This is a genomic window from Cellulosimicrobium sp. 4261 (assembly GCF_040546915.1).
Classification (GTDB): Bacteria; Actinomycetota; Actinomycetes; order Actinomycetales; family Cellulomonadaceae; genus Cellulosimicrobium; species Cellulosimicrobium cinnabarinum.
The window spans coordinates 15,432-39,073 of sequence record NZ_JBEPOQ010000013.1; the positions used below are offsets into that span (position 1 = coordinate 15,432).

General features: G+C 74.1%; 22 protein-coding genes and 4 tRNA genes. 16 read left to right on the top strand and 10 right to left on the bottom strand.

The window, feature by feature from the left end:
• The first annotated feature begins 67 nt into the window (after nt 1–67).
• Nucleotides 68–451, top strand: coding sequence for a thioredoxin (gene trxA / locus ABIE39_RS14950; protein WP_043652553.1), 384 nt, complete (start codon nt 68–70; stop codon nt 449–451).
• Between the two features lie 252 nt (nt 452–703).
• Here the strand turns inward: trxA and ABIE39_RS14955 are convergent.
• A tRNA-Leu gene (locus ABIE39_RS14955) sits at nt 704–785 on the bottom strand.
• Between the two features lie 94 nt (nt 786–879).
• Nucleotides 880–1,356 (bottom strand): thioredoxin-dependent thiol peroxidase, encoded by a 477-nt coding sequence (gene bcp / locus ABIE39_RS14960; RefSeq protein WP_061268538.1) that lies wholly within the window; start codon nt 1,354–1,356, stop codon nt 880–882.
• 157 nt (nt 1,357–1,513) lie between these two features.
• Between bcp and ABIE39_RS14965 the strand changes: the two genes are divergently transcribed.
• The 4 genes from ABIE39_RS14965 to ABIE39_RS14980 all read left to right on the top strand — a co-directional run bounded on the left by ABIE39_RS14965 (nt 1,514) and on the right by ABIE39_RS14980 (nt 6,315).
• Nucleotides 1,514–1,810, top strand: coding sequence for a GroES family chaperonin (locus tag ABIE39_RS14965; RefSeq protein WP_009862228.1), 297 nt, complete (start codon nt 1,514–1,516; stop codon nt 1,808–1,810).
• 105 nt (nt 1,811–1,915) lie between these two features.
• A tRNA-Lys gene (locus tag ABIE39_RS14970) sits at nt 1,916–1,991 on the top strand.
• A 125-nt stretch (nt 1,992–2,116) separates the two neighbouring features.
• Nucleotides 2,117–2,189, top strand: a tRNA-Lys gene (locus tag ABIE39_RS14975).
• Nucleotides 2,190–2,574: 385 nt separating this feature from the next.
• Nucleotides 2,575–6,315 carry a hypothetical protein gene (locus ABIE39_RS14980; protein WP_354052370.1) on the top strand — a complete coding sequence of 1,247 codons (3,741 nt, stop codon included), beginning with the start codon at nt 2,575–2,577 and terminating at the stop codon, nt 6,313–6,315.
• Between the two features lie 133 nt (nt 6,316–6,448).
• On the opposite strand, the gene ABIE39_RS14985 is transcribed toward ABIE39_RS14980, so the two are convergent.
• The gene (locus tag ABIE39_RS14985) at nt 6,449–7,210 is read right to left on the bottom strand and encodes an SDR family NAD(P)-dependent oxidoreductase (protein ID WP_209827452.1); all 762 of its coding nucleotides are present in this window, start codon (nt 7,208–7,210) and stop codon (nt 6,449–6,451) included.
• Between the two features lie 293 nt (nt 7,211–7,503).
• On the opposite strand from ABIE39_RS14985, the gene ABIE39_RS14990 reads away from it, so the two are divergent.
• The 7 genes from ABIE39_RS14990 (at nt 7,504) to ABIE39_RS15020 (ending at nt 15,148) form a co-directional block, all read left to right on the top strand.
• On the top strand, nt 7,504–8,823 hold the full coding sequence (locus tag ABIE39_RS14990) for a TrpB-like pyridoxal phosphate-dependent enzyme (RefSeq protein ID WP_354052372.1): 1,320 nt from the start codon (nt 7,504–7,506) through the stop codon (nt 8,821–8,823).
• Nucleotides 8,824–8,878: 55 nt separating this feature from the next.
• Nucleotides 8,879–9,694 (top strand): tRNA (guanosine(46)-N7)-methyltransferase TrmB, encoded by an 816-nt coding sequence (gene trmB, locus ABIE39_RS14995; protein WP_502914875.1) that lies wholly within the window; start codon nt 8,879–8,881, stop codon nt 9,692–9,694.
• A 184-nt stretch (nt 9,695–9,878) separates the two neighbouring features.
• Nucleotides 9,879–10,229, top strand: coding sequence for a DUF485 domain-containing protein (locus ABIE39_RS15000; protein WP_170982087.1), 351 nt, complete (start codon nt 9,879–9,881; stop codon nt 10,227–10,229).
• Complete coding sequence (locus ABIE39_RS15005) at nt 10,226–11,872, top strand: monocarboxylic acid transporter (RefSeq protein ID WP_074810655.1); 1,647 nt, start codon at nt 10,226–10,228, stop codon at nt 11,870–11,872. Before ABIE39_RS15000 ends, ABIE39_RS15005 begins: the two co-directional genes overlap by 4 nt.
• Before the next feature lie 108 nt (nt 11,873–11,980).
• Nucleotides 11,981–12,547 carry an AAA family ATPase gene (locus ABIE39_RS15010; RefSeq protein WP_209827458.1) on the top strand — a complete coding sequence of 189 codons (567 nt, stop codon included), beginning with the start codon at nt 11,981–11,983 and terminating at the stop codon, nt 12,545–12,547.
• A gap of 55 nt (nt 12,548–12,602) precedes the next feature.
• The gene (locus ABIE39_RS15015; RefSeq protein WP_354052373.1) at nt 12,603–14,162 is read left to right on the top strand and encodes a dihydrolipoyl dehydrogenase family protein; all 1,560 of its coding nucleotides are present in this window, start codon (nt 12,603–12,605) and stop codon (nt 14,160–14,162) included.
• 59 nt (nt 14,163–14,221) lie between these two features.
• Nucleotides 14,222–15,148, top strand: coding sequence for an ATP-grasp domain-containing protein (locus tag ABIE39_RS15020; protein WP_354052375.1), 927 nt, complete (start codon nt 14,222–14,224; stop codon nt 15,146–15,148).
• A 142-nt stretch (nt 15,149–15,290) separates the two neighbouring features.
• Here ABIE39_RS15020 and ABIE39_RS15025 read toward each other — a convergent pair whose 3' ends face one another.
• From ABIE39_RS15025 to ABIE39_RS15040, 4 genes are all read right to left on the bottom strand, one after another.
• Nucleotides 15,291–16,214 carry an ABC transporter substrate-binding protein gene (locus ABIE39_RS15025; RefSeq protein WP_108048678.1) on the bottom strand — a complete coding sequence of 308 codons (924 nt, stop codon included), beginning with the start codon at nt 16,212–16,214 and terminating at the stop codon, nt 15,291–15,293.
• A 79-nt stretch (nt 16,215–16,293) separates the two neighbouring features.
• A complete protein-coding gene (locus tag ABIE39_RS15030) occupies nt 16,294–17,025 on the bottom strand; it encodes an ABC transporter permease subunit (RefSeq protein WP_175008087.1) in 732 nt (243 codons plus the stop codon).
• On the bottom strand, nt 17,022–17,663 hold the full coding sequence (locus ABIE39_RS15035; RefSeq protein ID WP_175008088.1) for an ABC transporter permease: 642 nt from the start codon (nt 17,661–17,663) through the stop codon (nt 17,022–17,024). The genes ABIE39_RS15030 and ABIE39_RS15035 overlap by 4 nt, the downstream gene beginning before the upstream one ends.
• The gene (locus tag ABIE39_RS15040) at nt 17,660–18,493 is read right to left on the bottom strand and encodes an ATP-binding cassette domain-containing protein (RefSeq protein WP_175008089.1); all 834 of its coding nucleotides are present in this window, start codon (nt 18,491–18,493) and stop codon (nt 17,660–17,662) included. Before ABIE39_RS15040 ends, ABIE39_RS15035 begins: the two co-directional genes overlap by 4 nt.
• Before the next feature lie 226 nt (nt 18,494–18,719).
• On the opposite strand from ABIE39_RS15040, the gene ABIE39_RS15045 reads away from it, so the two are divergent.
• Entirely contained in the window at nt 18,720–19,361 is a 642-nt protein-coding gene (locus tag ABIE39_RS15045; protein ID WP_255437030.1) for a LysE family translocator, read from the top strand.
• Nucleotides 19,362–19,448: 87 nt separating this feature from the next.
• Here the strand turns inward: ABIE39_RS15045 and ABIE39_RS15050 are convergent.
• From ABIE39_RS15050 to ABIE39_RS15060, 3 genes are all read right to left on the bottom strand, one after another.
• Nucleotides 19,449–19,524 (bottom strand) — tRNA-His (locus tag ABIE39_RS15050).
• A 92-nt stretch (nt 19,525–19,616) separates the two neighbouring features.
• Nucleotides 19,617–20,330 (bottom strand): oligoribonuclease, encoded by a 714-nt coding sequence (orn, locus tag ABIE39_RS15055; RefSeq protein ID WP_209827475.1) that lies wholly within the window; start codon nt 20,328–20,330, stop codon nt 19,617–19,619.
• Between the two features lie 184 nt (nt 20,331–20,514).
• Nucleotides 20,515–20,655 (bottom strand): hypothetical protein, encoded by a 141-nt coding sequence (locus tag ABIE39_RS15060; protein ID WP_157446647.1) that lies wholly within the window; start codon nt 20,653–20,655, stop codon nt 20,515–20,517.
• 226 nt (nt 20,656–20,881) lie between these two features.
• On the opposite strand from ABIE39_RS15060, the gene ABIE39_RS15065 reads away from it, so the two are divergent.
• The 3 genes from ABIE39_RS15065 to ABIE39_RS15075 are packed head-to-tail and all read left to right on the top strand — an operon-like array spanning nt 20,882 to nt 23,591.
• The gene (locus tag ABIE39_RS15065; protein WP_175008091.1) at nt 20,882–21,607 is read left to right on the top strand and encodes a phosphatase PAP2 family protein; all 726 of its coding nucleotides are present in this window, start codon (nt 20,882–20,884) and stop codon (nt 21,605–21,607) included.
• Between the two features lie 47 nt (nt 21,608–21,654).
• A complete protein-coding gene (locus ABIE39_RS15070; RefSeq protein WP_209827477.1) occupies nt 21,655–22,278 on the top strand; it encodes an ArsR/SmtB family transcription factor in 624 nt (207 codons plus the stop codon).
• Nucleotides 22,275–23,591, top strand: a complete 1,317-nt coding sequence (locus ABIE39_RS15075; RefSeq protein WP_354052378.1) for an MFS transporter — start codon at nt 22,275–22,277, stop codon at nt 23,589–23,591. The genes ABIE39_RS15070 and ABIE39_RS15075 overlap by 4 nt, the downstream gene beginning before the upstream one ends.
• Nucleotides 23,592–23,642 lie beyond the last annotated feature (51 nt).

Genomic DNA, 23,642 nt, shown 5'->3' on the forward strand with positions numbered 1-23,642 from the left:
CGGGGAATACTCGGGGCAGGGTGTGCGCTCTACGAAGCAGACCCCTACAGCCCCAGGAGGAACATCCATGGCCACGCAGACGCTCACCGAGTCCACGTTCGAGCAGACGATCAAGGAGAACGACATCGTCCTGGTCGACTTCTGGGCCGACTGGTGCGGACCGTGCAAGATGTTCGCGCCCGTCTTCGAGGCGTCCTCGGAGGAGAACCCGGACGTCGTGCACGGCAAGATCGACACGGAGGCCGAGCGCGGCCTGGCGGCCGCCGCCAACATCACGTCGATCCCGACGCTCATGGCGTTCCGGGAGGGCATCCTCGTGTTCTCCCAGCCCGGCGCCCTCCCGGCCCCGGCGCTCAAGCAGGTCGTCGACGCCGTGAAGGGCCTCGACATGGAGGACGTGCGTCGTCAGATCGCCGAGGCGAGCGACGGCTCCCCGGCTCAGGACGCCTGAGCCCGCACGCAGGACGACGGCCCGGCACCCTCGGAGGGTGCCGGGCCGTCGTGGTGTCGAGGGCCGTCTCGCGCGCAGGCGCTGCGTGGCGGGTGTGGAGCCGGTGCCCGTACCGGCAGGGGGCAAGTGGTGCGGGCACCGGCTCTGCCACCACGGTAGACACCGAACTGGACGGTCGTCCAGATGGGGTGCGGGTGAATCCGCGAGTGCCGCCACGCGGTCCCCACGAGGGCTCCGGCGGGACGGGAACGGTGCGCGAGGCGGGACTCGAACCCGCACGTCCGAGGACACCAGGACCTAAACCTGGCGCGGCTGCCAGTTACGCCACTCGCGCGCGGTGGTCAGTCTACGGCGCGGGCGGCGCGGCCCTGGCGGCCGGTGCGCGTCGCTCGACGCGCACCGGGCCAGGACGGCGCCGCCCGGGTGCGCTACCTCGGGTCGATGCCGAGGTCGCGACGGAGCTTCGCGACGTGGCCCGTGGCCTTCACGTTGTACTGCGCGAGCTCGACCTTGCCCTCCGGGTCGACGACGACCGTCGAGCGGATGACGCCCACGACCGTCTTGCCGTAGAGCTTCTTCTCGCCCCACGCGCCGTACGCCTCGAGGACGGACCTGTCCTCGTCCGACACGAGCGGGAAGGTCAGGTGCTCGGCCTCGACGAACGCGGCGATCTTGTCGACCGGGTCGGGGGAGACGCCGACGACCGAGTACCCCGCGCCCTGGAGCGAGGCGAGGTTGTCGCGGAAGTCGCACGCCTCCGTCGTGCAGCCGGGCGTGCCGGCCGCGGGGTAGAAGTAGACGACGACGTGCTTGCCACGCAGGTCGGACAGCGTGACGGTGCTGCCGTCGGCGGCGGGCAGGGAGAAGTCGGGAGCGGTGTCGCCGACGGTGAGGCGCGTGGACATGGATCTCCTTCGGTCCGGCCAGGGTGTGGTTCGAGCGTAGGTGAGGGTGGGCGGCACCGGTAGCGTTGTCGCTGTGAGCAAGACGACGTCCGCCCCCGCCACCACCTCGTCCCGCCCGTCGCCGTCCCGGCCGGCCGCCAGCGACCTGCCGATCCGGATGCTGCACGACCGCCTGCTCGTCGACCCGGAGGTCGACGCGAGCGAGCGGCAGAGCTCGGCGGGTCTCGTCATCCCCGCGACCGCGGTGGGGCCGAAGCGGCTCGCGTGGGCCGTCGTCGTCGCGGCCGGTGAGCACGTGCGACAGGTCGCGGTGGGGGACCGCGTGCTGTTCGACCCGGACGAGCGCGCCGAGGTCGAGCTCGGCGGCAAGGACCTCGTGCTGCTGCGCGAGCGCGACGTGCACGCCGTCTCGCAGGAGGTCGAGGAGGACGGCCCGACAGGGCTGTACCTGTAGCCGGAGCCGCTCCGCGGGCCCGCCGGCCCGTGTCGCCGACGTCACACGAGGGCGGGCGGAACGGATTTTCCCGGCGCGCCCGCGGCTGCTAGTGTTTTCTCTCGCGCGCCATTAGCTCAATTGGCAGAGCAGCTGACTCTTAATCAGCGGGTTCGGGGTTCGAGTCCCTGATGGCGCACCACCACCGATCGGGCCGTCCGCATGGCGGGCGGCCCGAGCCGTGCCGGTCGAGAGCCGGCGCGGCGGGCGGGCCCGCTCTCCTCGCGGAGAGCGGCGGTCCTGGCCGCTGGTAGTGTTCCCTCTCGCGCGCCATTAGCTCAATTGGCAGAGCAGCTGACTCTTAATCAGCGGGTTCGGGGTTCGAGTCCCTGATGGCGCACCCTTGCTGACCAGGCCGTCCACCCTCGTGGTGGGCGGCCTTCGTCGTCCGGGCCCTCCGGGGGAACCGTCCCTCCGCACTCTGCTCGTGCCGGACGCCTGCGCGCGCCTGTCGCCCGCCGCAACCGTCGCCGTCCGTTTCGCCGGAGTTCGCCCGGCGCCGGCCTCGTGTTCACCCCCGCCGGGAAGGGTCCGGTGCGGGCGTCGTCGCCGCTCGGCAGCGTCGCCCGTCGACCCGTTCGCCACGGAAGGGAACCACGATGGACACGTCCGTGCCCACGCACAGGACTTCGAGACGCGCCGAGAAACGCGCCGAGAGACGCGCCGAGAGACGGACCGACGGCGGGGCGCGGCGCCGCGCCGCGGTCGCCGGGGCGCTCGGCACGGTGCTCGTCGCCGGCCTGCTCGCGCCCGGCGCCGCCGCCGCGACCGCGCCGGGAGCCTCCCCGACCCTCGACCGGACGACCGCCCGGACCACCGGGGCCGCCCCGGAGACGCGGCCCGTGCTGAGCCCGACGACCGGCACGTTCCTCGACGGCACGGTGCGCGTCGTGGCCGACCCCGTCCGCGCGGGCGACGCCGTCACGGCGCTCGCGGTCGACGGCACCGCCCTCGACGCGTCCGTGACGCCCGCGACCGCGCGCCTGCTGTTCGACGTCGGCAGCAACTCGATCGAGAAGCGGTACGGCAGCCACGTGCTCGTCAACGGCGAGCGCCTCGAGCTCGACCGGGACATGGTGTCCGAGCGCGTCGCGCTCGACGTCCCCGCGCAGTGGCTCGTGCCGGGCGAGAACCGGGTGCGGTTCGTCGTCGGCGCGGTCACGACGTCGTGCGGGACGAACTACGACGACTACGACCTCACCGACGTGTCCCTCGAGCTCCTGGGCGAGACGGCCGACGGCTCCGCCAACAGCTTCTCCTACGCGTTCGGCGACGGCTCGTGCGGCACGAACACGTCGCGCGTGCTCTCGGCGGACCTCACGTTCGACCTCGACCAGGACCCGGCCGCCACGACCGGCCTCGCCGCGGAGCTCGACACGACGACGCTCGAGAACGGCGCCCACACGCTCACCGCGACGACCGCGTCGGGCGCGAGCGCGTCGAGCGCGGTCACCGTGAACAACGGTGCCGCGGGGGCGCCCGTCATCCTCCCTGCGGACGGCGCGCTGCTGCACGGCCCGCAGACCGTGCTCGCCACGCCGCCCGCCGGGGGCGAGTCGCCCGTCGGCATCGAGCTGGACGGCGCCCCGCTGACGACCGTCGCGACGCTCGGCACCGGCTCGTCCCGGTTCGTCTTCACCGTGGGCTCGAACTCGATCGAGGCCCGCTACACGAACCACCTGCTCGTCAACGGGCAGCGGATCGACCTCGTGGACCGCGACTACGTGAGCGAGACGGTGCGGATCGACGTCCCGAACGCCTTCCTGTCGCCGGGCCGCAACGTGGTGCGCTTCGTCACGGGCACCTACCCGACGGCGTGCGGCGACAACCGCGACGACTTCGCGATCTCCGGGATCGCGCTCGACGTGAGCGACGGCACGGCGACCGGCGTGGGCATCGCGCCGTCGTACTCGATGGGCGACGGCGACTGCGGGACGAGCACGACGAAGCCGCGCGAGGTCGACCTCGCGTTCGACGTGGTCCGCGACGCCGACGCGCCCGCGACGGGCCTGCGGGCCGACGCCGACACGACGACGCTCGCCGACGGCGAGCACGTGATCACGTCGGCGACCGCCGCGGGTGCGGCCGCGCGCCGGACGGTGACCACCGACAACACCGGTCCCGCGATCGTGTCCAGCACGCCGGCCGCGGGCGCGGAGCTCGCGAGCGCGACGAGCCTCGCGGTCGACCTCGCGGACGCCTCCGGGGTCCTGACCGGCCCCGACGTCACGCTCGACGGCGAGACGCTCGAGCTCGGCGCGCCCGTCGGGCCGGGTCTCGCCCCGGGCGCGCACACGCTCGTCGTCACCGCGTCGGACGTGCTCGGCAACGCGAGCACGCACGAGATCGCGTTCACGAGCCTCGGCGTGCCGGACGTGCCGACCGACCTGGCCCCGGCGCACGGCACGCGCGACGTCGCGGGGAGCGTCGACCTGTCGGCTCGTGTCGCGGCGCCCGGCGGCGGCGACGTCACCGCGACGTTCTCCCGCGCCGACGTCACCGCCCCCGCGCTGGTCGCCCAGGGCGAGTCGGCCGAGATCCCGACGACGCTCCCGGTCGAGGGCGAGCAGCCCGCCGCGGCGGACGCGCTCGCCCCGGGCGACGAGCTGACGCTCGACTCCCCGCAGAGCCGCGACGTCACCTACCAGCGCTTCGAGCTGCCCGCCACGGGCACGACCGTCGGCCAGGTCGTGCGCTGGGAGGGCGTCGTCGACCCGCAGCGGCTCGCGACGCTGCACGTGTGGGACGGGCAGCGGTGGGAGCCGCTCGCGTCCGCACGCGGTGCGGTCGAGGGCACGACGTCGCTGAGCACGGTGCTCGGCGAGGGTGCTGCGACCGACGGGGCCGTGCACGTGCTCGTGACGGGCACCGACCCCTTCGCGGACGACATCGAGGCAGGCGGGTCGCGGGACGAGACCGACTTCGCGCCGCGCGACGACTACGACTTCTCGCTCGTCCACTTCACCGACACGCAGTACCTCACCGAGGGCGCGGTCGAGCAGGAGACGGCCGAGGAGCGAGCCGTCTGGGGCAAGGCCTACACCGACCTCACGCAGTGGGTCGTGGACAACGCCGAGGCGCGCGGGATCGCGTACGTGGGGCACACGGGCGACGTGAACGAGAACTACACGCGCCTGCCGGCCGACGACGCGATGGCCGCCCAGATCCGGGGCGAGTACGAGTTCTCCTCGTCCGCGCAGCAGATCCTCGACGACGCGAACATCCCCAACGGGGTCCTCGCGGGCAACCACGACAACCTCACGGGCCAGGACAACGGGCCGGGGGCGCTGTTCAACGAGTTCTACGGCCCCGAGCGCTACGAGGCCCTGTCCGCAGGGTGGGAGAACGCGTCCTACGGCGGCCCGTGGCGCGAGGGCGACAACCAGAACCACTACGACCTGTTCAGCGCGGGCGGGCTCGACTTCGTCGCCGTGTACCTGTCGTACGGGGTGACGGACGAGGAGGCCGCGTGGGCGGACGGCGTCCTCAAGCAGTTCCCCGACCGCAACGCGGTCGTCCTCACGCACGACTACCTCGTGCCGAGCTCGAACCCCGACGGTCGTGACTCCGAGATCTCGACGCCCGACGGCCGCCTCGTGCACGCCAAGGTCGTCGAGCCCAACCCGAACGTGTTCCTCGTCCTCGCGGGGCACCGGCACGGCGTGGGCATCAACGTGCGCCAGGACGTCGGGACGCCGGGCAACGGCGTCGTCGAGCTGCTCGCGGACTACCAGTTCTACGAGGTCACGGCCGAGGAGGCGGGGCTCACCGAGATCGGCGGGTACACGCCGGAGGAGGGGCTGCGGCTCGGCGCGAGCTTCCTGCGCCTGCTCCAGTTCGACGTCGACCGCTCCGAGATGATCGTCGACACCTACTCGCCGTGGCTCGAGAACTTCGGCGCCACCGAGTACGACGACGAGCACCGCTACGACGGTCGCGAGGACGACTTCACCGTCCCCGTCGACCTCACGTCGCGCGTCACGAGCCTGGCGACCGACGCCGTGTCGCTCTACGCCCCGGGCGAGGAGATCGGCCGGGCGACCGTGCCGTCGGGCGAGGTCGCGACCGTCACGTGGGACGGGCTCGAGCCGGGTGCCGTGCACGCGTGGACGGTCACGGCCACCAGCGCGGGCGGCGGCACCGCCGTGTCGCCGGTGAGCACGTTCACCACCGCGCCCGCCGAGGACGGCCTCGTCGTCGAGACGACGGCGCGCACGCAGTGCCTCGCCGGCACGGCGTACGTCGCGGTCCGGGCCCGCAACGCGGACACCGTCCCGATGGACGTCACGCTCAGCACGCCGTTCGGCGAGCGCACCGTCACCGGCGTCCGGCCCGGCGCGTCGGCGTACCAGGCGTTCTCCGTCCGGGCGTCCGACGTCGCGGCGGGCGCCGCGCACGTCGGCGCGAGCGGGGACGGCCGGTCGTTCGCGGCCGACGTCGCGCACGACGCGCTCGCGTGCGGCTGACACGGCGCTGACGCGCTGCGACGCGCTGCCGACGCGCCGCTGACGCGGTGCCGACGGCACGAGGGCGGCCCCCGGACCGGACGGTCCGGGGGCCGCTCCGTCGCTCGCCCGGTCTGCCGGGGGAGCGGGACGGTCAGACGGCGGCCCACCCGCCGTCGCTGTGCAGGACGGCGCCCGAGACGTTGGCCGAGTCGTCCGACAGGAGCCACGTGATCGCCGCGGCCAGCTCGTCGGCGCTCGCGGCCGGCGGGACCGTCGTCGCCATGACCGGTCCGAGCCGCTCGCCCGCGTACTGCGAGCGGAACGGCGCCTCGATGCTCGTCGCGACGGCTCCGGGGGCCACGACGTTCGCCCGCACGCCGCGGGGCGTGTAGAAGAACGCGGTGCTCTTCGTGAAGCCGACGACCGCGTGCTTCGACGTCGCGTACGCGGTGCCCGACGCCGACGCGCGCGAGCCCGCCTCCGACCCGACGTTGACGATCGAGCCCTTCCCCGCCTCGAGCATGAGGGGCAGGACCGCGCGCGTGAGGCGCATGACCGCGGTGACGTTGACGGTCATGACGAGGTCCCACGTCGCGTCGTCGACCTCGGCGCTCGGCAGGAAGCCGTCCATGATGCCGGCGACGTTGGCGAGGGCGTCGACCCGGCCGCCCGCGGCGGCGACCACCGCGTCGATCGTGGTCTGGGCGCTCACGTCGCCCGCGACGGTCACGAGCGCGTCTGTGCCGACGTCGGCGACGAGCTTCTCGAGGCGGTCCTCCCGGACGTCGGTGGCGACGACGCGTGCGCCCTCCGCGAGCAGCCGCTCGACCGTCGCGCGGCCGATGCCGGCGCCCGCGCCGGTGACGATCGCCGTGCGGCCCTCGAACCTGCCCGGGACGTGGTTGCTGACCATGACGGCTCCCTTCCGTCCGCGCCGGCCTGCCGTCGTCCGGCGTCTGCTCCCATCCCAGCGCGCGCGCACCCGCGCGCGCGAGAGCCGATCGTCCCCGCCCGGGCGCCGGTGGTCCCGAGCGGGCGCGCGGGGGTAGGGTCGGCCTCGTGACGCACCCGTCCGTGACCCCCTGGTGGCCGGCCGCCTGACGGCCGGTGACCTCATCCGGCCGTGCCCCGACGACGTGGGCGGCCTCGGTGAACCCGGTGCGCGCGTCGTCGGCCCAGCGGCCGTCCCCTGAGCTGGAGCCGAGCATGACGACACAGCAGACCCCGCCGACGGCCCTGCCCGTCCGGTCCCTCGAGCCGACGGGCGCCGAGGTGCCCTCGACCGTCCCGACGCACTGGTACAACCTCGCGGCCGACCTCCCCGAGCCCGTGCCCCCGCACCTGCACCCGGGCACGCGCGAGCCGCTCACGCCCGACGACCTCGCGCCGCTCTTCCCGCTCGCGCTCGTGCAGCAGGAGGTGACGACGGAGCGCTACGTCGAGATCCCGCAGACGATCCGCGAGATCTACGCGCTGTGGCGGCCGTCCCCGCTCGTGCGGGCGCGGCGCCTCGAGCGGGCCCTGGGCACCCCGGCCCGGATCTACTACAAGTACGAGGGCGTGAGCCCGGTCGGCTCGCACAAGCCGAACACCGCCGTCGCGCAGGCGTACTACAACGCGCTCGAGGGCACGACGAGGCTGACGACCGAGACGGGCGCGGGCCAGTGGGGCGCCTCGCTGTCGTTCGCGGGCGCGCTGCTCGGGCTCGACGTCGAGGTGTGGCAGGTGCGCGCGTCGTACGACTCCAAGCCGTACCGCCGCGCGCAGATGGAGGTCTACGGCGGGATCTGCCACCCGTCGCCGTCGGACCTCACGGAGGCCGGGCGAGCGATGCTCGCCGCGGACCCGGGGACGACCGGCTCGCTCGGCATGGCGATCAGCGAGGCCGTCGAGACGGCCGCGAAGGACCCCACGGCGCACTACGCGCTGGGCAGCGTGCTCAACCACGTCATGCTGCACCAGAGCGTCATCGGCCAGGAGGCGCTCGTCCAGCTCGACGAGGCGGGCGAGGGCGCGCCAGACGTGGTGTTCGGCTGCGCGGGCGGCGGGTCGAACCTCGCGGGCCTGACGTTCCCGTTCCTGGGCCGCAACCTGCGCGAGGGCACGACGACGCGGCTCGTCGCGTGCGAGCCGGCCGCGTGCCCGTCGCTCACCCAGGGCGAGTACCGCTACGACTTCGGCGACGTCGCGGGCCTCACGCCGCTGCTCAAGATGCACACGCTCGGCAAGGACTTCGTCCCGCCCGCGATCCACGCGGGCGGCCTGCGCTACCACGGCATGTCGCCGATGGTGTCGCACGCGGTCCACCTCGGGCTCATGGACGCCGTCGCCGTCGACCAGGACGAGGCGTTCACGGCCGGGACCCTGTTCGCGCGCAGCGAGGGCATCATCCCCGCCCCCGAGCCGACGCACGCCGTCGCGGCGGCGGTCGCGCACGCGCGCGCGGCGACGGAGCCCGAGGTGATCGTCCTCGGGCTGTCGGGCAACGGCGTGCTCGACCTGCCCGCGTACGCGGCGTACGTCTGACGGGCCGGGCGCCTCGCGCGGCACGACCCCCGCGAGGCGCCCGTACCCTGGTGCGGTGCCCGAACCGACCCCCGACACCCTCGACGAGCCCGTGACCGGCGCCCCCTCCGCGACCCCGGGGACCGGCGACGCCCGCCCGCGCTACCGCACCCAGCCCGTGTCGTTCGTGCGGCGCAGCGGCCGCCTCGCGCCGCGCCAGCAGCGCGCCTGGGACGCGTACCGCGACCGCTACGTCGTCGACGTGCCGCGCGACGTCGCGCGCACGTCGGTGGACCCGGACCACGTGCTCGACGTCGCGGCCATCTTCGGGCGCGACGCGCGCCTCGTCGTCGAGATCGGCTCGGGCCAGGGCGAGGCCGTCGTCGCCGCCGCCGAGCGCGAGCCGGGCACGGACTTCCTCGCCGTCGAGGTGTACGCGCCCGGGCTGGCGCAGACCGTGCTGCGCGCGTCGCAGCGCGACCTGACGAACGTGCGGCTCGTCCAGGCGAACGCGGCCGAGGTCCTCGCCACCACGCTGCCCGCGGGGAGCGTCGACGAGCTCTGGGTGTTCTTCCCCGACCCCTGGCACAAGTCCCGCCACCACAAGCGTCGCCTCGTGACGCCGTCGTTCGCGGCGCTGGCCGAGCGCGTCCTGCGCGCGCCGGGGGAGGGCGACGACGTCCGTCCCGGCGGGACGCTGCGGCTCGCCACCGACTGGGCCGAGTACGCGGACCAGATGCTCGAGGTCCTGGACGCCGCGCCGGGGCTGCGCAACGCGCACGGTCCGGGGAACGTCGCGCCGCGCTTCGAGGGCCGGGTGCTCACCGGGTTCGAGCGCAAGGGCGAGGCCGCGGGGCGGGTGATCACGGACCTGGAGTACGTGCGCGTCTGACGCTCGGCACGGCCTCGCGACCGGCCGCGCGCGGTCCTTGCGGACAACAGTGATCTACGGCACATTGTGCCGGGGGCGGAAGGTCGCCCCGGGCACGCAGTGTCGCGTGCGGTCGCGTCGACAGGCGACCGTCCGCGGGGTGCGGGCTCTCTGTCTGTCCACGGAATGAGCCAACGGAGGCGTCATGACCGACGTGACGGCCGCCCCCGGACCGGGGCCCGCCGAAGAGACCGACTACCAGCGGGTGCAACGCTCGCCCGAGTTCCAGGACCTGCGCCGACGCTTCCGGAGCTTCGTGTTCCCGATGACCGCGCTCTTCCTCGTGTGGTACTTCGTCTACGTGCTGCTGGCGAACTACGCGCACGACCTCATGAGCGTCCGGGTGTGGGGGAACGTCACGGTCGGGCTCCTCCTCGGGCTCGGCCAGTTCGTGTCCACGTTCGCGATCACGATGATCTACGCGCGCTGGGCCAACAAGCGCTTCGACGCCCAGGCGGACGAGCTCCGCCGGGAGATCGAGGAGGACGAGCTGTGAGCGCGCACCTCCTGGCCGCCGAGGCCACGGACGTCGGGAACCCCGTCGTCAACGTCGCGATCTTCGCCGTCTTCGTCGCCGTGACGCTCGTCATCGTGCTGCGCGCGTCCCGGCAGAACAAGTCCGCCGCGGACTACTACGCGGGCGGGCGGTCGTTCACCGGGCCGCAGAACGGGACCGCCATCGCGGGCGACTACCTGTCCGCCGCGAGCTTCCTCGGGATCTGCGGCGCCATCGCGATCAACGGCTACGACGGGTTCCTCTACTCGATCGGCTTCCTCGTCGCGTGGCTCGTCGCGCTGCTGCTCGTCGCCGAGCTCCTGCGCAACACGGGCAAGTTCACGATGGCCGACGTGCTGTCGTTCCGGCTCAAGCAGCGGCCCGTCCGCATGGCGGCCGCCCTCGCGACCCTGGCCGTCGTGTTCTTCTACCTGCTCGCGCAGATGGCCGGGGCCGGCGGCCTCGTGGCGCTGCTGCTCGGCGTCGACTCCACGGCGGGCCAGAGCGTCGTCGTCGCGGTCGTCGGCGCGCTGATGATCCTCTACGTGCTGGTCGGTGGCATGAAGGGCACCACCTGGGTCCAGATCATCAAGGCCGTGCTGCTCATCGCGGGCGCCGCCGTCATGACGGTGTGGGTCCTCGCGAAGTTCGGCTTCAACCTGTCCGACCTGCTCCAGGGCGCGATCGACAAGGCGGGCCCGGGCGGCGAGGCGCTCATCGAGCCCGGCAAGCAGTACGGCGCCACCGGTACCACGAAGCTGGACTTCCTCTCGCTGGCCCTCGCGCTCGTGCTCGGCACCGCCGGCCTGCCGCACGTCCTCATGCGCTTCTACACCGTGCCCTCGGCCAAGGAGGCCCGGCGCTCGGTCGTGTGGGCGATCTGGCTCATCGGCATCTTCTACCTGTTCACCCTCGTGCTCGGGTACGGGGCGGGCGCGCTCGTGGGGCCGGAGACGATCAGCGCCGCGCCAGGAGGCGTGAACTCCGCGGCACCCCTGCTCGCGTTCGCGCTCGGCGGCGAGATCCTCCTCGGCTTCATCTCCGCCGTCGCGTTCGCGACCATCCTCGCCGTCGTCGCCGGGCTCACGATCACCGCGGCGGCGAGCTTCGCGCACGACATCTACGCGAACGTCATCAAGCGCGGCGAGGTCAAGCCCGACGGCGAGGTCAAGGTCGCGCGCATCACGGTCGTCGTCATCGGGATCCTCGCGATCCTCGGCGGCATCTTCGCGCAGGGCCAGAACGTCGCGTTCCTCGTGGCGCTCGCGTTCGCCGTCGCGGCGAGCGCGAACCTCCCGACCATCCTCTACTCGCTGTTCTGGAAGCGGTTCAACACCGCGGGCGCGCTGTGGAGCATGTACGGCGGGCTGATCTCGTGCGTGGTGCTCATCGCTTTCTCGCCCGTCGTGTCGGGCAAGGTCGACCCGGTGACGGGCGCGAGCCTGTCGATGATCAAGAACACGGACGTCGACTTCGCGATCTTCCCCCTGAGCAACCCCGGCATCGTGTCGATCCCGCTGGCGTTCCTCCTCGGGATCGTCGGGACGCTCCTCAGCAGGGAGAAGCCGCACCCCGAGAAGTTCGCCGAGATGGAGGTGCGCTCGCTCACCGGGGCGGGCGCCGAGAAGGCGACGGTGCACTAGCCGGACGGCGGCCCCTCGCACGCAGGACGCCCCCGGCCCCGGGCCGGGGGCGTCCTGCGTGCGGCAAAGCCCTCGCGCGGTGGGCCGGCCGCGTCGTACGGTCCCGCCATGCCCTCCGCGACCCCAGCCCCCGCCGCCTCCCGCGGCGTGGCGCCCGCGCCGGTCCTCGTCGTCACCGGCGCGATGGCCTCGGGGAAGTCCACCGTCGCCGACGCGCTCGCCCGGACGTTCGCGCTCGCGGCGCACGTGCGCGGCGACCAGTTCCGGCGGTTCGTGGTCAGCGGCCAGGCGGAGATGGCGCCGCCCCTGACCGCCGAGGCACGGGCCCAGCTCGACCTGCGGCAGGCGCTCGCGGCGCAGGCGGCCGACACCTACGCCGCCGCGGGCGTCACGGTCGTCGTCCAGGACATCCTGCTCGGCCCCGACCTCGCGCGGTTCACGGCGCGCGTGCGCACCCGGCCGTGCTTCGCCGTCGTGCTGACGCCGGACGCCGCGACCCTCGCCGCGCGCGACGCCGGCCGCCACAAGCAGGCGTACGGAGCCTGGACCCCGGAGGAGTTCGCCGCCGCCGCCCGCGCGACCCCCGGCGGGCTGCACGTCGACACGACCGGGTGGACGGTCGCGCGGACCGTCCGGCACGTCCTCGACCACCTCGACGAGGCACGGGTCGCCTGACCCGCCCGGCGGCACCGCCGGGCGCCGACGGGACCCTCGCGCGAGGATGGGGTCCATGACGTCCGAGGCGCAGCACCCGACCACTCCTGACGAGACCTACGACGTGATCGTGATCGGCGGCGGGCCCGTCGGCGAGAACGCCGCCGACCGCGCGTCGCGCACCGGTCTGAGCGTGGCGCTCGTCGAGGCCGAGCTCGTGGGCGGCGAGTGCTCGTACTGGGCGTGCATGCCGTCCAAGACGCTCCTGCGCCCGGGGGCCGTGCGGGCCGAGGCGCGGGGCGTCCCGGGCGTCACCGTCGGCGACGACCTCGACGTCGCCGCCGTCCTCGCGCGGCGCGACCAGATGGTCTCGGACTGGGACGACTCCGGCCAGGTCTCGTGGGTCGAGGGCGCGGGCCTCACGCTCGTTCGTGGGCTCGGGCGGATCGTCGGCCCGCGGCTCGTGGAGGTCGTCGCCGAGGAGCCCGACGCCGACCCGGACGACCTGCCGCGCGCCCGCCGGCTCGCCGCCCGTCACGCGGTGATCGTGGCGACCGGCAGCGTGCCGGTCCTGCCCGACGTCCCCGGGCTGGCGGACGCGAACCCGTGGACGAGCCGCGAGGCGACCGCGGTCGAGGACGTGCCCGAGTCGCTGGCGATCGTCGGCGGGGGAGTGGTCGCGACGGAGATGGCGGTCGCGTTCGCCGACCTCGGGGCGCGCGTGACCGTGCTGTCGCGGGGTGGCCTGCTCGGGCGCACCGAGCCGTGGGCCGGCGAGGCGGTCGCCGCGTCGCTGCGGGACCTGGGGGTCGACGTGCGGCTCGGCGTGGCGACGGAGGCCGTCGAGCCCCTGCCCGACGGCGGCGCGCGCCTCGTCCTCGCGGCGACCGGTCCCGCGGACGGCGGGGACGCGCCCGAGCTGGCGCCCGTCACGGCCGAGCGCGTGCTCGTCGCGACGGGCCGCGTGCCGCGCACCCAGGACCTCGGGGTCGACTCCGTCGGGCTCGCGCCCGGCCGCGCGCTGGAGGTCGACGACACGATGCTCGTCCAAGGGCTCGGGTCGCAGGCCGGCACCGGGTGGCTGTACGCGGCGGGCGACGTCACCGGTCGCGTCGCGACCACCCACCAGGGCAAGTACCAGGGCCGCGTCGCGGGCGACGTCGTCGCCGCGCGCTTCGGCGACCCCGACGCCGAGGACGCCCCGACCGCGGGCGAGCGACCGCCCGCCGTCGGCGCCGACCCCGAGCCGTGGTCGCGGTTCGCCGCGACCGCCGACGCCGTCGCCTCGCCCCAGGTCGTGTTCACGCGGCCCGAGGTGGCGGCCGTCGGGCACACCGAGTCGTCCGCGCGCGACGCGGGCCTCGACGTGCGCGTCGTGCGCTACGACCTCGCGAACGTCGCGGGCTCCTCGGTGCGCTCCGCCGACTACGCGGGCAGCGCGCAGCTCGTGGTCGACGCCGCGCGCGAGGTCGTCGTCGGCGCCACGTTCGTGGGCCCCGACGCGGCGGAGATGCTGCACGCCGCGACGATCGCCGTCGTGGGGGAGGTCCCGCTGCGCAGGCTGTGGCACGCCGTGCCGTCGTACCCGACGGTGAGCGAGGTGTGGCTGCGGCTGCTCGAGGAGTACGGGCTGTAGGGACCGCCCGGCGCGGGCCCGGCGCCCGCGCCGCGGCCCGGTCGCCTAGGCTCGGGGACGTGACGACCGAGAACACCGCCCCGCGCGTCGCCCTCGCGACGTGCTCCGTCCTCCCGCAGCTCGACCCCGACGACGCGCCGCTCGTGCGGGCGCTCGACGCCCGGGGCGTCGCGGCGCAGCCCGCCGTCTGGGACGACCCCGACGTGGACTGGGCCGCGTTCGACGCCGTCGTCGTGCGCTCGACCTGGGACTACTCGGCCCGGCGCGACGAGTTCGTCGCGTGGGCGAGCCGGGTCCCCCGCATCCTCAACGCGGAGCAGGTGCTGCGCTGGAACACCGACAAGGGCTACCTGCGCGAGCTCGAGGGCGCGGGCATCCCCGTCATCCCGACGCTGTGGCTCGACCCGGCGCGCAACCTCTCCTCGCGCGCGATCCACACGCGCCTGCCCGCCCAGGGCGACTTCGTCATCAAGCCGGTCGTCAGCGCGGGCGCGAAGGACACGGGCCGGTACCAGGCGGGCGAGGCGCACTCGCGCGGGCTCGCCATCCAGCACGCCAAGAACCTGCTCGTCTCCGGGCGCGAGGTCATGGTGCAGCCCTACGTGACGAGCGTCGACACCGCGGGGGAGACGGGCCTCGTCTTCGTCGACGGCGAGTTCTCGCACGCCGTGCGCAAGAACGCGCTGCTCACCGGCCCGCACCGCCCGACGCGCGGCCTCTACCAGCAGGAGGAGATGAGCCCGTTCACCGCGTCCGACGAGCAGCTCGACGTCGCACGCCGCGCCCTCGCCGCGGCGGCCGACGCCGTCGGTGGCGGGGACCCGGCGAGCTTCCTCTACGCGCGCGTGGACGTCGTCACGGGCAACGACGACGGCGGCGTCGTCGTCATCGAGCTCGAGCTCACCGAGCCGTCGCTGTTCCTCGCGCTCGCCCCGGGCTCGCTCGACCGGTTCGCCGACGCGATCGCGGCTCGCGTCGCGCGCTGACCCGCGCCGACCGGGCGGCCGAGCAGGACGACCCGCAGCGACGCGGCGATGCGTCCTCGGCGGTGCTGCTCCGGCCCCACGCACGACGACGGCGGCCCGTCCCGGAACCGGGACGGGCCGCCGTCGTGCGACGCCGGCCCGCTCAGGCGAGACCGTTCTCCGAGAGCCAGTCGGCGGCGATGTCCTCGGGCGAACGCTGGTCGACGGTGGACTCCACGTTGAGGGCGACGAGGCCCTCGGGCGTGAGTGCCTCGCTCACCGGGTTGATGACGTCCGCGATCTCGTCGGCGATGTCCGCGTTGACGAGCGGCACGACGTTCGAGGCGAGGAACAGACCCTCCGGGTCCTCGAGCGTGACGAGCTTCTCCGTCTGGATGCGCGGGTCGGCGCTGAACACGTTCGCGATGTTCACCGTGCCGGCGACGAGGTCCTGGACGGTCGTGTCGCCCGTCGCGACGAACGACACGTCGACGCCGTACACGTCCTTGAGCCCCTGCGGGCCGTACGGGCGCTGCTCGAGCTCGGCGGGGCCGCCGAGCGTGAGCGGCACGTCGAGACCGGCGAGGTCGGACAGGCTGGTGAGGTCGTTCTCCGTCGCGAACGCCTCGGTGACGTTGTAGGAGTCCTGGTCGGTCGCGGTCGACTGGTCGAGGACCGTGAGGCCGTCGGGCAGCGCCTCCTGGAGCGCCGCGTACACGTCGTCGGGCGACGTCGCCGTGGTCTCCGGGTCGAAGAACTGCAGCAGGTTGCCCGTGTACTCCGGGAAGACCTGCACCTCGCCGCTCTCGAGCGCGGGCATGTACGCGTCGCGCTGACCGATCGAGAAGTTGCGCTCGACCGTGAAGCCCTCGGCCTCGAGCGCCTGCGCGTAGATCTCCGCGATGATCTCGTTCGAGTAGTAGGCCTGCGAGCCGACGACGATCGTGTCGGACGAGGCGCTGCCGCCGCCGTCGGCGCTCGTGGTGTCCTCGGCGAGCGGGTCGGACCCGCCGCCGCAGGCGGTGAGGGCGAGGACGGCGGTCGCCGCGGTGGCGACGAGGGCGGCGGTGCGTCGGGTGGTGCGCATGTGTCTGCCTTTCTGAGGGCCGTCCCGGAGACCGGGAGGGATCGGTTCGGCGCGTGCGGCGGGGGAGCGGCCGTCCGCGTCAGGCGGTGGTGGGTTCGGGGGCGCGGCGGCGCCGCCGGGACGGGGAGTCCTCCACGGACCGTCCCGCCGTGACGCCGCGCGGCACGACGACCCGTTGGAGGATCGCGAACAGCGCGTCGAGCACGACGGCCAGCACCACGATGACGAGGGCCGCACCGAGGATCTGGGAGAAGTCGCGGATCTGGATGCCCTGCACGATGTAGAAGCCGAGGCCCCAGTTGCCGACGTAGCCGGCGAGCGTGACGGTCGCGACGACCTGGAGCGTCGCGGACCGCAGCCCCCCGATGAGCAACGGGAGGCCGAGCGGGACCTCGGCCTGGAACAGCACCTGGCGACCGGTCATGCCGACGGACCGGGCGCCGTCGACCACGCGGCGTTCGACGGCCTCGATTCCGGCGTACGCCCCCGCGAGGATCGGCGGGATCGCGAGGAGCACGAACGCCGTGATCGAGGCCGCGATCTTGTGCGTCACCCCGAGCACGAGCACGAGCAGCAGGACGAGCCCGAACGAGGGCACCGCGCGCGCCGCGCCCGAGAGGGCGACGGCGACCTCCCGCCCATGCCCGGTGTGGCCGATGGCCCAGCCCGCGGGGACGGCGATCGCCGCGGCGATCAGCACCGCCACGAACGTGAAGGCGAGGTGGGTCCAGATCGCCTCGGGGAGGGGGAGCGCGCCCGTGAGCCGGTCGGGGGAGAAGATCCAGGCGACCGCGTCGGAGAAGACGTTCATGCGCGCACCTTCCGGGACCAGGGCATGACCGCTCGTCCGGCGAGCACGAGCAGCAGGTCGACGAGCAGGGCGATGACGACGACCGCGACGACGCCGGCCAGGATCTCGGGGACGATCTGTCGCTGGTAGCCGTTGGTGAAGAGGTAGCCGAGGTTGTCGATCCCGATGAGGATGCCGACCGTCGCGAGCGAGATCGTCGAGACGGCGGTGACGCGCAGCCCGGCGAGCACGACCGGGCCGGCGAGCGGGAGGTCGACCTGCCAGAAGCGCCGCCACGGCCCGTACCCGACGGCGAGAGCCGCCTGCCGGACGGTCGGGTCGACCGACGCCAGGGCGTCGGCGACGAACCGCGTCATGATCGCGACGGCGTAGATCGTCAGCGCGACCACCAGGTTGACCTCGGACAGGAAGCTGATGCCCAGGAGCGGTGGGAGCAGCGCGAAGAGCGCGAGCGACGGGATCGTGTAGAGCAGCCCGACGAGCGTGAGCACGAGCCCGCGCGTGAGGCGGAACCGGAACGCGAGCCAGCCCAGCGGGATCGACGCGGCGAAGCCCAGCACGATCGGCACGACGCACTGGCGCAGGTGCTCGACGGTCAGGCGGCCGATGAGGTCGAGGTTGTCCAGGACCCAGGTCATGCGCCGCCCTCGGGGGCGTCGCCGACGAGCACGCCCTGCGTCCGGCCGGCGCCGTCGACGAGGACCGTGCCGTGCGCCGTCCGCTTCGTGCGCAGCGCACGACGGCCGCGCTCGGCGCCGATGAAGCTCGCGACGAACTCGCTCGCGGGGTTCTCGAGGATCTCGCTCGGTGAACCGATCTGCGCGACGTGCGCCCCCTTCTCCAGGATCACGACCTGGTCGCCGAGCAGGAACGCCTCGTCGATGTCGTGCGTGACGAACACCACCGTCTTCTCGAGCTCGCGCTGCAGCCGGATGGTCTCGGTCTGGAGCTCGGCCCGCACGATCGGGTCCACCGCGCCGAACGGCTCGTCCATGAGCAGGATGTTCGGGTCCGCGGCGAGCGCCCGCGCCACCCCGACGCGCTGCTGCTGGCCCCCGGAGAGCTGGCTCGGGTAGCGGTCCGCGAGCGCCCGGTCGAGGCCGACGGTGTCGAGCAGCTCGAGGGCGCGCTCGCGCGCCTGTCGCCGGGGCGTGCCCTCGAGGCGCAGGACCGTCGTCACGTTGTCGACGACCTTGTAGTGGGGGAGCAGGCCGCCGTTCTGCAGGACGTACCCGATGCTGCGCCGCAGCTTCACCGGGTCGCGGTCGAGGACGGAGCTGCCGTCGATCTCGATCGTGCCCGACGTGGGCTCCACCATCCGGTTGATCATGCGCAGGAGCGTCGTCTTGCCGCTGCCGGACGACCCGACGAGCACCGTGGTGCGGTGCGGCGGGATGACGAGGTCGAAGTCGGCGACCGCCGCCGTGCCGTCGGGGTACGTCTTCGTGACCGATCGGAACTCGATCATGGGCGCTGCCTCCCGACAGTCGGTGAACGGCCTCCACCCAACCACGACCGCGGCTCGGCTCGTCGAGCGCGATGCCGCGCGTCCCCCAGACCGTACGACGAACCACCGACACGCCGCACCCGGACCGCGCGGGCCGCCCGGCCCCCTCGGTCCGCTCGTGGCGCGCGTCCGGTGGCGGGCGGGATGTGCCCGTGACGTGCGTCACGCCGAGGCCTATCGTTGCGCTGTGCCGCACCTCGACGCCCTCCTCGCCTTCGCGCTCGCCTCCCTCGTGCTCGTCGCGATCCCGGGCCCGAGCGTGCTCTTCGTCGTCGGCCGCTCGCTCGCGCTGGGTCACCGCGGCGGCGTGCTCAGCGTGCTCGGCAACGAGCTGGGCGCGCTCACGCTCGTCGTCGCCGTGGCGCTCGGGGTCGGGACGGTCGTCGCGACGTCGGTCGCGATCTTCACCGTCGTCAAGCTCGTCGGTGCGGCCTACCTCGTGTGGCTCGGCGCCCAGGCGATCCGCCACCGGCGCGACGGCGCCGTCACCGTCGACGCCGCTCCCGTCCGCGAGCCCTGGTGGCGCGTGGTGCGGCAGGGCTACGTCGTCGGGGTGAGCAACCCCAAGACGATCGTGTTCTTCGTGGCCGTGCTGCCGCAGTTCACCGACTTCCACGCCGGGCGCGTGCCGGCGCAGATGATCGTGCTCGGCCTCGTCTTCACCGTGATCGCCTTCGTGTGCGACAGCGTCTGGGCGCTGGCCGCGGGCGCGGCCCGCTCGTGGTTCGCGTCCTCGCCCCGGCGCCTCGGCACGGTGCGGGCCGCGGGCGGCGGGATGATGATCGGCCTCGGCGGCGTCCTCGCCGTCGCGTCGCACCGGGCGCCATGAGCAAGCCCCGGAGCGCGCCGCCGGGGAGCGCGTCGGGCTCGGACGCGACGAGGGCCGGTCTCCGTCAGGAGACCGGCCCTCGTCGTCTGGGGTGAGTAACGGGACTTGAACCCGCGACCCCCTGGACCACAACCAGGTGCTCTACCAGCTGAGCTATACCCACCATGTGAGCCGTGCTCACGGACCGGCGCCTGGAGCACCGGCCGTCGAAAAGTGTACCCGGTCTGCGGGGTGCTCCCGGACGCCTTTCTCGCGTCAGGCCTCCGTGGCCCCTGTGACGGTCGCCACGGTGGCGTCGTCGGCGGTCGTGGCGGCGCTCTCGCCGGGCTCGTGCGGCCGCGTGCGTCCCCGGGTCACGCTCGTCGCGACGACCTGCTCCGCGATCTTGCGGGCGGTCGCCGAGTCCGGGCCCGGCGCAGGGACGAAGACGGCGGCGCGGTAGTAGCGCAGCTCGTCGATGCTCTCGAGGATGTCGGCGAGCGCGCGGTGCCCGCCGTGCTTCTCGGGCGAGGAGAAGTACGCGCGCGGGTACCAGCGGCGGGAGAGCTCCTTGACGGAGGAGACGTCGACGATCCGGTAGTGCAGGTGGCTCATGAGGGCCGGCATGTCGCGGTCGAGGAACGCCTTGTCGGTCCCGACGGAGTTCCCGGCGAGGGGCGCCTTCCCGGGCTCCGGCACCCAGGTGCGGACGTAGTCCAGGACGCGCTGCTCGGCCTCGGCCAGCGTCAGGCCCTCGTCGAGCTCGTCGAGGAGACCGGAGGTCGTGTGCATCTGGCGCACGAAGTCGCCCATCTGCTCGAGCGCCTCGGCCGGCGGGCGGACCAGGACGTCGACGCCGTCACCGAGCACGTTGAGCTCGGAGTCGGTGACGACCGCGGCGACCTCGACGAGGGCGTCGGCGCCCAGGTCGAGCCCGGTCATCTCGCAGTCGATCCAGACGATGCGTTCGTTCGCGTTCACAGGGCTCACGCCCACAGCCTAGTCGCGCGGCGGGTGTCAACCCGGCCGCCGCGGTGCGAGCGGTCCGACGACGCCCGCACGACGAAGGCCCCGGCGGTCCGGTCCACGGAGGGTCCGGACGGCCGAGGCCTTCGACGTGCCGCGCTCTCGCCCGGCGGGGTGTGCCCCCGGCGTGCCGAGCGCTCGGTGCGCGTCATGCGGTGCGGCGCGACAGGCGGGCCTGCCGGGTGTGCGCCGGGACGCGGGTCGTGGTGCGGCGCAGCTGCGACCGGCGCAGGGTCTGCTCCTGCAGCTGCTCGCGACGGCTGAGGGCCGCCACGTCGTACGTGATCAAGGGATGCATGGTGCTGCTCTCGTGACGCTGGGTTCGTGGGTCTGGCCGGACCCTCCACCGCCCGGTACGGACCGGACGGACGCCACCGCGGTGTGTGCTCATACGACCACGACGGGCGCCGGCGGCGCACGGGTTTTTCGCGGGGGACCGTCCTGCCCCTCGCCGGGGTCTCGCCCGGGGCCCCCGCCGCCCTGCGTCGTCGGCCCGCGTTCCGTAGCCTCCGGGGATGGGAGCGACGACGAGCGGGTCGGAGGAGGGCACGTCGCCGCGGGCGGTGCTCGCGAGCGTGTGGCCGGGGCTGCTCCTGGTCCTGGTCGGCGTCCTGGGCTTCGCCGGCCTGCTGGACTCGGTCCGGGAGCGGGACGACCTCTGGAGCTTCGACGAGCCGCTGCTGGCCTGGATGGTGGCGCACCGCACCCCCGTCGCGACGGGGGTGCTGACGGTCGTGACGACCGTGTTCGGCCCGTTCGTGCTGCCCCTCCTCGTGGCGGTGGGGTGCGTCGTGTGGGCACGGCGCTCGGGGACCTGGTGGGAACCGGGTCTGCTGGCGGGGGCGATGGTGCTCGCGACGCTCGTCTCGAGCGTGCTCAAGGCGGTGATCGCCCGTCCGCGCCCGCCGGACGCCTCGATGGTCGTGGCCGGGGTCGAGCGGTCGTTCTCGTTCCCCTCGGGGCACACGATCGGCGCGGCGACCCTGGTGCTCGTCGGCGGCTACCTCGTGTGGCACCGCCACCGCGACGCTCGCGTGCTGACGGTCTGGGTCGTGGCGTCGGTGCTCGTCGTCGGGACCGTGGCGCTGAGCCGCCTCTACCTCGGCTACCACTTCCTCACCGACGTCCTCGCGGGCCTCGCGCTCGCCGTGGCGGTGCTCGGCGTCGTCGTCGTCGTGAGCCGGGTGCACGACCTCCGGGCGCGGGCGCGACCGGTCGAGGCGGGGCCTGAGGGCTCTTAGGAAAGAAGTCTTGCGCAAGATATCTTTCGTGACGTAGCGTCGTCCCCATGACGACCGCCGCCGACCACCCTGGGCAGGGCGCCTCCGCAAGCACGTCCCCGCCCGGACCGGTGGTCGCGAGCGACCCCGCGAGCATCCGCGCCCTCGCGCACCCCCTGCGTCTGCGGATCCTCACGCTGCTCGACGACGAGGGCGAGGTCACGGCCACGCGCTGTGCCGAGGCGACGGGCGAGTCCGTCGCGAGCTGCTCGTTCCACCTGCGCATGCTCGCGAAGTACGGCTACGTCGAGCCCGCCGAGCGGCGGGGCAAGGAGCGCCCCTGGCGGACGGTCGGGCGCGGGCGCCAGACCCGCTTCGACCCCGACGTGCCCGAGTCGCTGCCCGCGGCGAGCGCCGTGGCCGACCTCGTGCTCGGCCAGGAGGCGGCGCGCGTGCGGGCGTGGCTCGCCGGCGCCGCGGCGGAGGACCCGCGGTGGCTGCTCGCCTCGACGCTCAGCTCGTCGTCGTTCTACGCGACGCGCGAGGAGCTCGACGCGCTCGCGCGCGAGGTCGAGGCGCTCACCGACCGGTTCGCCGGGCGCTGGGACGACCCGTCGCTGCGCCCCGAGGGGGCCCGGCCAGCGCGGCTGTTCGCCGTCGTCAACGCCGACCTGCCCGCGGACCACCGGTGACCGCCCCGCCCGAGCCGGCGGCCGCGGCACCGACTGCGGACACCGCACCGACCGCACCGACCGCACCGACCGCAACGGTCGCGCCGCGGAGCGGGGCCACGACGCCGGGAGCGGACGCGCGGGCCGCGCTCCGCGGGCGACCCTTCCGCCTGCTCTCGGTCGCGTGGGGGTTCACCAACTTCGCCGACTCGGTGCTCGCGATCATCCTCGCCGTGTGGGTCAAGGACCTCACGGGCTCGAACGGCGCAGCCGGGCTCGTGTTCGCCGCGCTGGGCCTTCCCGCGCTCGCGTCGCCGTTCCTCGGCCAGCTCGCCGACCGGGTGTCCCGCCGCCGGATGCTCGTCGCGACGTACCTCGTCGGCGCGGTCGTCCTCCTCGCCCTCCTCCTCGTCCGCGGGCCGGGGCAGGTGTGGCTCGTGCTCCTCGTCACGGTCGTGTACTCGGGGGTCGGGTTCGCGACGTCCGCGGCGCAGTCCGGGCTCGTGCGCGACATGCTGCCCGACGACGCGCTCGCCGCCGCGAACGGCCGCCTCACGACGATCGACCAGGTGTTCCGGCTGCTCATGCCCGTCGTGGGCGCGGGTGCGTACTCCCTCGCGGGCGTGTGGCCGCTCGTCCTGACCGCGTCGGGTGCGTTCGTCGTCGCGGCCGGGGTGGTCGCGCGCGTGCGGGTGCGCGAGACCCCGCCCGCCGACGAGCGCGAGCCGTACCTCGCCGAGGTGACCGCGGGCTTCCGGCACCTCGCGCGGACCGCCCCGCTCGGCGTGCTCACGGTCGCGCTCGTCGTCGCGTTCGGCGCGGTGGGGCTGCTCAACGCCGTGAGCCTCGCGATCGTCGAGGACGGCCTCGGGCTCCCGGCCGCGCTCCTCGGGCCGGTGTCGTCCGTCCAGGCGATGACCGCGATCGTGGCCGGCCTCACCGCCGCCCGGCTCGTGGCCCGGTGGGGGGCGCAGCGCCTCGTCGCGCTGGGCCTGCTCGTGCTCGCGCTCGGCATCGTCCCCGCGACGGGCACGAGCGTGGTGGCGGTCGTCGTCGGGCTCGGCGGCGTCGGCCTCGGCGTCACGTGGGCGATCGTCGGGTTCGTCACCGAGCGCCAGCTCCGCACGCCGCCCGCGCTCCAGGGCCGGGTGGCCGCGGCGAGCACCATGCTGCTCAACGTGCCCCAGCTCCTGCTCACCGTGGTGGGTGCCGCGCTCGTCGGGGTCGTGGACTACCGGGCGCTGCTCGTCGTCACCGTGGCGGGCATCGCCGTCGCCGCGGCGCTCGCCCTGCGCGGGCTTCGCCGCCGTCCAGCCGTCGCCCGCGCCCGGTAGCGGGACCCACCGGCGGGCGCACCACCGGCAGCGAGACGCCGACGGGTCCGC